This window comes from Haloarcula sp. Atlit-120R, from assembly GCF_003665885.1.
In the GTDB taxonomy this organism is placed as follows: Archaea; Halobacteriota; Halobacteria; order Halobacteriales; family Haloarculaceae; genus Haloarcula; species Haloarcula taiwanensis.
The window spans coordinates 44,827-51,730 of sequence record NZ_QPLN01000011.1 but is presented as its reverse complement, the minus strand read 5'-3'; the positions used below and the strand labels follow the sequence as shown (position 1 = coordinate 51,730).

The following is a 6,904-nucleotide window of genomic DNA, read 5'->3' as shown; positions in this document are numbered from 1 at the left end:
TCGCGTCGATCATAAAATCCTCAACATCGGTCTCGTCGAACGGCACCTTCGCGTTTGTCGTCCAGTACCCAAACAACAACTCAATCGCATTCCAAAACGTCTCATCGTCAACGTCACCAAGCCGGACACCAGTCGACTCTCCGCCAGATATGCACCCGTCTCGCTTGTTGACACGAGCGGCCCGCAGATGCACCCGGTTACCCTCTCCGTGCGGGCGCGCACAAGGTTCGCTCAGTTCGACGGGCGTCTTCGCCGGATCGTCTAGCGACGCGCCGCACAATTTTGGCGCGACATCCCGCAGAATCTGAAAGGTCGTGTGGCGGGCCTTGTCGCTGACGATCTCAGTCTCATCCCACTCGGTGCCGACCTCGTGGTGCTCGGTGGCGACAGTCTCAACCTGAGGGTCGCCCCACCAGTCATCCCGGCGGGGTTCTGGGGCGCTCGATGGCTCTTCGTGTGGCGACCGGTCGGCGTCAACGGGATCGGGCAGGCCGAGGTCCTCGCCACGTTCGATAGTCGTCTCGCCCGGCGCGAACGCCGAGTCGCGTCGCTGTTGCTCGCTATCGCTGGGGCTGGAGTTGTTGGTTGACATGGGTGGTGAGAGAAACGACTGACGACCGATCCGATTAGGGATCGGAAGCACACGCCGATTGGTCGGCCACCGCGGCCGTTCCTGGACCGCGTCCGTCCCGGCCTGTCAACCGGAGCGGCGCTTCCAGGGGGTCATCCCGTTTGGGACCACGACGATGTCCTGTTAGCTATTACAACTCATGCAACTAGCTTAAACCTGACGACAGTCAGCGATTCTAAGTAAGCTTCAGCTACTCTGAGTTAGCTTCATTCAATTCGCGTGACCCCGTCGCACGCATTTCTTCGAGTTCTTCGAGGCGGCGGAGGCGATCTACGGCAGCTCGGAGAAGGTTCGAATCTTTGTCGGCCGAGGCGGGGAACTTTTGCTGGAGCCACTCGTACTCAGATTTGGGGATACTACCCTGTATTCGGACGGCTTCATCATCAACCATACCCGTCCGTTTTCGAGGCCCGTAAAATAAGACTGCGGGAGTTACTGGAGCAAGTATCTATTGTCTAACAGCGCATACGACATATTGAAACTCGGCAGTCGCTACGCCGTTGCGACGACGATCGCCATGTCACCCTGCGATGGCTTCGGCCGCAACCTCAAGTCGTTGAGGAGAATCGCCCGCGAACGGGGCTGGATCCCGAGTGCTATCTCCGCCAGATCAACGAGACGTGACTGTAGTGGTGCCCACAGTCTTATTTACACCCCTTAATTATACTGGGCTATGTTTGACCAGCACCCCGCTAAATCATTCAAAACGGAATCAATCTCTCAACCTTGTCTTCTATTTTTACTGATTTTGGCCATGTTGAATGTCTATACATATCTTCAAGGGCAACACTTTCCTGCTGTCCGGGCTGGCCTATATCTACAGGGTGCCGAAGCGATCGCAGAGAACGGCTTCGGACTCCCTGTTCGAATTCCGAATTACGCTACATCAACGGGAATCCCGTTTGCCTATCCCCCTCTCGGAATGTACATTGTGGCTGTGTTGCACATGCTCTTTCCAGTCTCATATATTGATCTTGCTTTATACTGGCCGACGGTAATCTATGTGATCGGAGTTGCCCTGTTCTACTTTTTAGCCCGTGAATTTGCAGATCCAGTGCCAGCAGTTTTCGCGGGGGTTCTCTTCGCAACGGCAGCTGGTCCAATCAAATATCTGATGACTGCTGGTGGCATCGTCCGTGGAGTAGGTATCTGCTTTTTTATTGCGTCAGCTATCATAGGATATCGGTACTATACCGCCCCCTCTCGCCGGCGGTTGTTTATAACAGCTATCTTGGTCGCGTTGACAGGGCTTAGCCATCCAGCTTGGGCGAAAATCGCGATTGTAACCCATATTGTATTTGCTCTGACCGGGTCTGGATCGATGCGAGCAAGAATTCGTCGATTACTGACGGTCGGGGCGGTTTCGTTCACCCTCGTACTCCCGTGGCTGGCGGCCGTGATTGGCATGCACGGACTAGGCCCGTTTTCAGAGGCTCTAGCTCGACGATCGACAGGGAATTCCCTCAATCTGGGTACTGTTCCGGTCACATTGTTTGGTTTGGTTGTTATAGGTGGCGCCGGTGTACAACTCAACAACCGAGAATATACACTTCCATTGTGGCTGTTCGCGACCTGGAAAATGGAGATGGCCCAGTACATCCTCTTCGCCATCGGGATTTGGACACTCCTGCCGGCGATCCTTCGAGCCACCTTCAGAACGCTCCAAGATACTCCGATGCCAGATGTGAATCAGCAGGTTTCGCTCGTCATGACTGGCATATTGATCTTAACACTGGTCCACTCGGCTGCGGGTATTGGAATGAAAAATGCAGAGACAGGAGAACTTGTTGATGAGGGTGATCGAACTGCCTTCCAGTGGATAAGGGACAACACAGAGAGCGACGCGACGTTTGCAGCCGGCTCTTACGCCTCCGAATGGCTTCCATACATGACCGATCGGGCAGGCGTTGCGCTGCCCTTCGGATATGAATGGATCAATGGAGAGGGAGTCGATCGGCGGATCAGACTTCACAAACAAATGCGAACCTGCGACACAGCCCAGTGTCTGGAACGAACTATTACTTCCCTCCCGACACATCCAGATTATCTCTACCTTGACGACGCCTCGGGATCGCTTCGGTCGGATCTCTCGAATCACACTTGGTTCGAGCTCAGATATAATCGTGAAGGAGTCCTCATTTACCAAGTGGAGTATAATCAAACGACCTCCGCAACTTGACATCCGCAGACGATACACTGAATGGCCCAGGCATCACCGATCAGTACCGTCCGCACGGTGGGTTCGGTGGGCTTGTAGCCGGAGGCCAGTTGAGTTGGCGCTGGCTCGCTCAGGCCGTCGCGACGACGATCGCCATGTCACCCTGCGATGGCTTCGGCCGCAACGTCAGCCCGACGAGTGCCAACTCCCGGAGCACCGCCGGCGGGATGCCCTCGGTGTCACATAGCGCCGCGTCGAGCGTCCAGCGGTCGTACTGGCTCTCACTCGGCGGCAGCACGTCGACCGCGGCCGTCTCGTGAGTCACTGCAAGCGTTCGGGCCGCCCGGCGAACCTTCTCGCGGGCTTCGGCGGTACAGTTGCTCATCGGTCGTACCCTTTGACGAGGTCACCGACGAGCGACCCACCGACGTTGGGTTCGCTTTCCCAGCCGCGCCGGTCGCGGACGAACTCGCACCACTGTGCAAGTGTTCGCGTACGCGGGAGGGTGTGTTTCTCGGCGTCGCCGTCGGCCTCGATCACGGCAACGGCCCACTCGTATGAGTCCCAGTAGTGGGCCGCGCCGTCTCCGTCAACGCCCAAGAAGAGTGGTCGTCCTTGGGTGAGTAGTTCGCGGGCGCGTCGCTCTTGGGGATGGTCGGTGTCGGTACGCTTTTCAGAACTGCGGTGTGTAGTTGCCATTGTTCTCGTTCCGTCGAGAACTCACGGCCGGTGTCTCAAGCACCGGTCGGCCTTTACTGCGACCGACGACACCGTGAGTCTCTACTGTATACACAGTGCCGCAAAACCTTAATAGTATCGGATTTCTGTAATAGCTGGAAGTGGCTACCGGGTTGTGGTTTTGGTGGCATAAATATCAGATTCAATATCTAAAATACTGGCTTGTTCGACATGTGTAACAAGGTTTACAGTAGTGTCAAACTCTAAATACCCCCACCCGTTACTAGAGTCTAGTCCGACTATTCGCGGGGCTGTCATTTCAGGTTCCGCGGCCAAAACTGAGGACACCATGACCAACCACAAAGCGGAGCACGACGACACGGGTGCAGAATTAGGAAACGGCGATACGCTCGCCGAGCGTCTCGAAGACATCGATATCGATGAAGACGAGACGTGTTCATCCGACGAAATGCGAGAACGGCTTGATCTCTAAGTAGTTAGCAGTCGGATGCCAGATATCTCCTCAGTCGAGTTGGTCGAGGACTATGTTTTTGAGGACCTTTCAGACTCAAGTTTCGACAAGCAGGATCAGCGAGAGGTCCTTGACGATATTGATGAACTCGAAGAACACCTTGTCCAGTGGGGCCGAGACATCACCGATTGCACTACAATACTGAACAACACTACGCAAACGATTTACCGGCGTAGACAGGGCAATTTTCGGATATTCTTCGTTCGCGATGGCGATATCCTGTACTGCATCGGTGTGGGACTGCGGAAGCGGACGTACCAGCGCGACATAGGCAAATTCCAACGTCGAGCTTCCGCTCAGTTGGACGAGTGCTAACCAACACAATGGCCTGAATTAGTCCCGGTGTTGGTTAGCGCGCTCACTTTCACTTCCGCCGCGCATGGCTGACCACTAAGGGTGCGTCCCGTCTTGCCGCTGGTAGGCCATGATTACCGACGCTCGGGCTTTGCGATTGGAGTTCGTTCCCCAAGATTTAGAGCATCGGGGCGGACAAATCGACTACCTGTCTTCGATTTTCGAACCGTTGATGAACGACCAGCAGGGCGAACACGTCTGCATTCACGGCCCCTCGGGAGCGGGGAAGACCACGCTCGCGAAGTACACGCTAGACCACCTGAAATCACAGACCTTCGGAATCCGGTGGGGCTACGTGAACTGTATGTCCGACTCCGCGCCGGGATCGGTGCTGTACGAGCTCGTCCGGGACGCCGGCCTCGGTCGCGATCTCCGACGCGAGGGGACACCGACCGCGACGGCGCTGGATTACTTTCGCTCGCACGATGACCAGATCGTCCTTGTTATCGACGAGGTCGACGTGCTCGACGACATCCAGACGCTGCTCGCCCTGTACGAGCAGCCCAACGTCACGCTCGTCTGTATCACACTCAAGCAAACTGAATGGCTTGCCGACATGGACCCGCGGGCTGAATCGCGGTTTCGCTGCATCGAGAGCTTGCGGCTGGAGAAGTACAGCTACGACGAACTGATGGATATTCTGAAGAGTCGCGTTTCGCATGGGCTGGTTCGTAGTCGCGTCGACGACAGGGCCATCGAGACCATCGCGGACATTGCTGCCGGGGATGCCCGCCACGGGATCACGCTGTTGCGCCGGTCCGCCCGACAGGCCAGTCGTGAAGAGACTGATTTGACCGTTGAGATTGTGGACTCGAACGTCGAGGCCGCCCAGGAGGATCTCGAAGACCACCGGATTCGCTACTACGGGACGCACAAGCGAGCGCTGTATGAGATTATCAAGGCCGCCGGGGAGATCGAGCCCGGGACGTTGCACCGCCGGTACGAAGAGCGCGTCAAATCACCCAAGGCCAAGAGCACGCGCCGGAAGTATCTGGCCTACCTCAAGCGGTACGACGAGATTGATACCGTAGGGAACGGGCCAGCAACGACATACCGTTACGTTCGCTAATCGCCAGACGGCGGCGGCTCCGTTCGTAACCGTTCGCGAACCGTTCTTCTGGTGATACTGGTCGGTAGCAGCGCTGTTCGTTCGATTTAGTTTCCGAAAAGACGGGAAATAGCGGAACCGTTCGTCGCCCCGCCACAGCCCTATAGGGAGTGTCGGTCTCCGTTCAGGTATGAGCCGAGTCGCGCGTGTGAGACGATTACGTGTCGTCCGGCGGGCCTTCAGTCATCCGCTCAGATATGTCCATCTGTTCGTCGGCGGTGAGGTCGTCCGAGAGATACCGCTCACCGTAGTCACTGAGTTCAAAGAATCGCTCCTCCAATTCGTTCACCAGACCGGCGTAGACGAGCCGGTCGATCCTTCTGTAAAACGTTGTTTTCGAAGTGTCAGGGAACTCCTCGTTGTTATTGATGTACCACAGGATCGTCCCCCTTTGGACCGGGATGGATGTCCGAGACAGTATCTCCAGAATCGAGTGGTCTGTCTCTTTCATACCAAACACCGGGGACATATGCCCCGGACTTCAATGCCGGGGAGTTTGAAACCACACCATACTGTCCGTAATCGGAACACTGCGTTTTTTAATCCGTCCATAACGTCAACTATAGGTGAAACGTGGTGTCCCGAAATTATAAGTGTAGGGGGACGAGATACACGAGTGACTCAGGCGGCGTCACGTCGTTCGCAGAAATCCTGCGGCGACCGCACTGGAGGTGCGGACGCCGCCTGGGCACGAAAACCCATGTACGACTTTACACCACACCCGCAAAAAGCGTTCGACACTTTAGCGTGGAATAGCCAGCCTACCGGATTTAACAAGCAGATTATTCGAGGGGTGTCCGCATGACGGCCCAGCAATCGTTCGACCGGATGCGAGCCTCCGTCGACCGCGAAACCAACCGCGTGACGATCTGGGAAGAGCCAAAGCGGACGGATGTCACTGACGGCCAGTGGATTAGCGCCGAACTCACCCTTGACCTGGAGGCGTGCCGATGAGCGTGCAACCGTCGGCCGACCTCTACGGCGACACCATCGAGGAACACATCGAACGCGCTCGCGATGGACGCTCAAACGTCGAGAACGAAGCGATGTTCTGGACCCACGAGTGTATCGTCCCCTACACCGACCTCTCGGAAGCTCGGGAGACGCTCCTGAACGAAGTGGTGGGAATCGCCGGCATAAGTTGCTCGGAGGCGTTGAAACGATGAGCCGCCAACAGTCCCAGTCCACGCATACGGACGTGCCCGACTGGACGCCCGACGCTGACGGCCCACACGAGGACATCACTGTCGAAGCGGTCATGCGTGAGGATGTGGACGACGAGTTGTACTTCTACGACACTGTCGGGCCGGTCGACTCCGTCGAAGAGGAGTGGATACAGGCCAACACCGAAGACCTACTGGAACTGGGGGCGATGCGATGAGCCACCAGCCCAGTAACGAGGGGTATCTCGTCGCCTACGTCGCGCTGATGATCCTCGCCGCC

12 protein-coding genes are annotated in these 6,904 nt (G+C 56.6%); 6 read left to right on the top strand and 6 right to left on the bottom strand.

The features are described 5' to 3' along the window. Together DVK01_RS20630 and DVK01_RS20625 are read right to left on the bottom strand one after the other, a co-directional pair. Window positions 1–592, bottom strand: a 592-nt coding sequence (locus DVK01_RS20630) for a hypothetical protein (protein WP_147435220.1), incomplete at its 3' end; no start/stop codon positions are given. Window positions 593–821: 229 nt separating this feature from the next. Beyond that, on the bottom strand, window positions 822–1,022 hold the full coding sequence (locus DVK01_RS20625) for a hypothetical protein (RefSeq protein WP_121538716.1): 201 nt from the start codon (window positions 1,020–1,022) through the stop codon (window positions 822–824). Window positions 1,023–1,304: 282 nt separating this feature from the next. Here DVK01_RS20625 and DVK01_RS20620 point away from each other — a divergent pair, with 282 nt between their 5' ends. Beyond that, complete coding sequence (locus DVK01_RS20620) at window positions 1,305–2,810, top strand: glycosyltransferase family 39 protein (RefSeq protein ID WP_121538714.1); 1,506 nt, start codon at window positions 1,305–1,307, stop codon at window positions 2,808–2,810. Between the two features lie 109 nt (window positions 2,811–2,919). On the opposite strand, the gene DVK01_RS20615 is transcribed toward DVK01_RS20620, so the two are convergent. Together DVK01_RS20615 and DVK01_RS20610 are read right to left on the bottom strand one after the other, a co-directional pair. Further along, a complete protein-coding gene (locus DVK01_RS20615; RefSeq protein WP_121538712.1) occupies window positions 2,920–3,174 on the bottom strand; it encodes a hypothetical protein in 255 nt (84 codons plus the stop codon). Next, the gene (locus tag DVK01_RS20610) at window positions 3,171–3,488 is read right to left on the bottom strand and encodes a hypothetical protein (protein WP_121538710.1); all 318 of its coding nucleotides are present in this window, start codon (window positions 3,486–3,488) and stop codon (window positions 3,171–3,173) included. The genes DVK01_RS20615 and DVK01_RS20610 overlap by 4 nt, the downstream gene beginning before the upstream one ends. 328 nt (window positions 3,489–3,816) lie before the next feature. On the opposite strand from DVK01_RS20610, the gene DVK01_RS21955 reads away from it, so the two are divergent. Next, window positions 3,817–3,960 carry a hypothetical protein gene (locus DVK01_RS21955; protein ID WP_158598796.1) on the top strand — a complete coding sequence of 48 codons (144 nt, stop codon included), beginning with the start codon at window positions 3,817–3,819 and terminating at the stop codon, window positions 3,958–3,960. Between the two features lie 75 nt (window positions 3,961–4,035). On the opposite strand, the gene DVK01_RS21755 is transcribed toward DVK01_RS21955, so the two are convergent. Continuing rightward, window positions 4,036–4,281 carry a hypothetical protein gene (locus tag DVK01_RS21755; RefSeq protein WP_147435219.1) on the bottom strand — a complete coding sequence of 82 codons (246 nt, stop codon included), beginning with the start codon at window positions 4,279–4,281 and terminating at the stop codon, window positions 4,036–4,038. A 142-nt stretch (window positions 4,282–4,423) separates the two neighbouring features. Between DVK01_RS21755 and DVK01_RS20600 the strand changes: the two genes are divergently transcribed. After that, window positions 4,424–5,422 carry a Cdc6/Cdc18 family protein gene (locus DVK01_RS20600; RefSeq protein WP_121538706.1) on the top strand — a complete coding sequence of 333 codons (999 nt, stop codon included), beginning with the start codon at window positions 4,424–4,426 and terminating at the stop codon, window positions 5,420–5,422. 196 nt (window positions 5,423–5,618) lie between these two features. Here the strand turns inward: DVK01_RS20600 and DVK01_RS20595 are convergent, their stop codons facing one another. Beyond that, complete coding sequence (locus DVK01_RS20595) at window positions 5,619–5,912, bottom strand: hypothetical protein (RefSeq protein ID WP_147435218.1); 294 nt, start codon at window positions 5,910–5,912, stop codon at window positions 5,619–5,621. A gap of 350 nt (window positions 5,913–6,262) precedes the next feature. Here DVK01_RS20595 and DVK01_RS21950 point away from each other — a divergent pair, with 350 nt between their 5' ends. The 3 genes from DVK01_RS21950 to DVK01_RS20585 are packed head-to-tail and all read left to right on the top strand — an operon-like array spanning window position 6,263 to window position 6,842. Further along, window positions 6,263–6,415 (top strand): hypothetical protein, encoded by a 153-nt coding sequence (locus DVK01_RS21950; protein ID WP_158598795.1) that lies wholly within the window; start codon window positions 6,263–6,265, stop codon window positions 6,413–6,415. Beyond that, window positions 6,412–6,627: a hypothetical protein gene (locus tag DVK01_RS20590; protein ID WP_121538702.1), complete on the top strand. Its 216-nt coding sequence runs from the start codon at window positions 6,412–6,414 to the stop codon at window positions 6,625–6,627. Before DVK01_RS21950 ends, DVK01_RS20590 begins: the two co-directional genes overlap by 4 nt. Beyond that, window positions 6,624–6,842, top strand: a complete 219-nt coding sequence (locus DVK01_RS20585) for a hypothetical protein (RefSeq protein ID WP_121538700.1) — start codon at window positions 6,624–6,626, stop codon at window positions 6,840–6,842. The genes DVK01_RS20590 and DVK01_RS20585 overlap by 4 nt, the downstream gene beginning before the upstream one ends. Window positions 6,843–6,904 lie beyond the last annotated feature (62 nt).

Coding starts and splice junctions, on each gene's coding strand:
- DVK01_RS20625 (WP_121538716.1), bottom strand. CDS start 1,022: ATGGTTGATGATGAAGCCGTCCGAATACAGGGTAGTATCCCCAAATCT.
- DVK01_RS20620 (WP_121538714.1), top strand. CDS start 1,305: ATGTTTGACCAGCACCCCGCTAAATCATTCAAAACGGAATCAATCTCT.
- DVK01_RS20615 (WP_121538712.1), bottom strand. CDS start 3,174: ATGAGCAACTGTACCGCCGAAGCCCGCGAGAAGGTTCGCCGGGCGGCC.
- DVK01_RS20610 (WP_121538710.1), bottom strand. CDS start 3,488: ATGGCAACTACACACCGCAGTTCTGAAAAGCGTACCGACACCGACCAT.
- DVK01_RS21955 (WP_158598796.1), top strand. CDS start 3,817: ATGACCAACCACAAAGCGGAGCACGACGACACGGGTGCAGAATTAGGA.
- DVK01_RS20600 (WP_121538706.1), top strand. CDS start 4,424: ATGATTACCGACGCTCGGGCTTTGCGATTGGAGTTCGTTCCCCAAGAT.
- DVK01_RS20595 (WP_147435218.1), bottom strand. CDS start 5,912: ATGAAAGAGACAGACCACTCGATTCTGGAGATACTGTCTCGGACATCC.
- DVK01_RS21950 (WP_158598795.1), top strand. CDS start 6,263: ATGACGGCCCAGCAATCGTTCGACCGGATGCGAGCCTCCGTCGACCGC.
- DVK01_RS20590 (WP_121538702.1), top strand. CDS start 6,412: ATGAGCGTGCAACCGTCGGCCGACCTCTACGGCGACACCATCGAGGAA.
- DVK01_RS20585 (WP_121538700.1), top strand. CDS start 6,624: ATGAGCCGCCAACAGTCCCAGTCCACGCATACGGACGTGCCCGACTGG.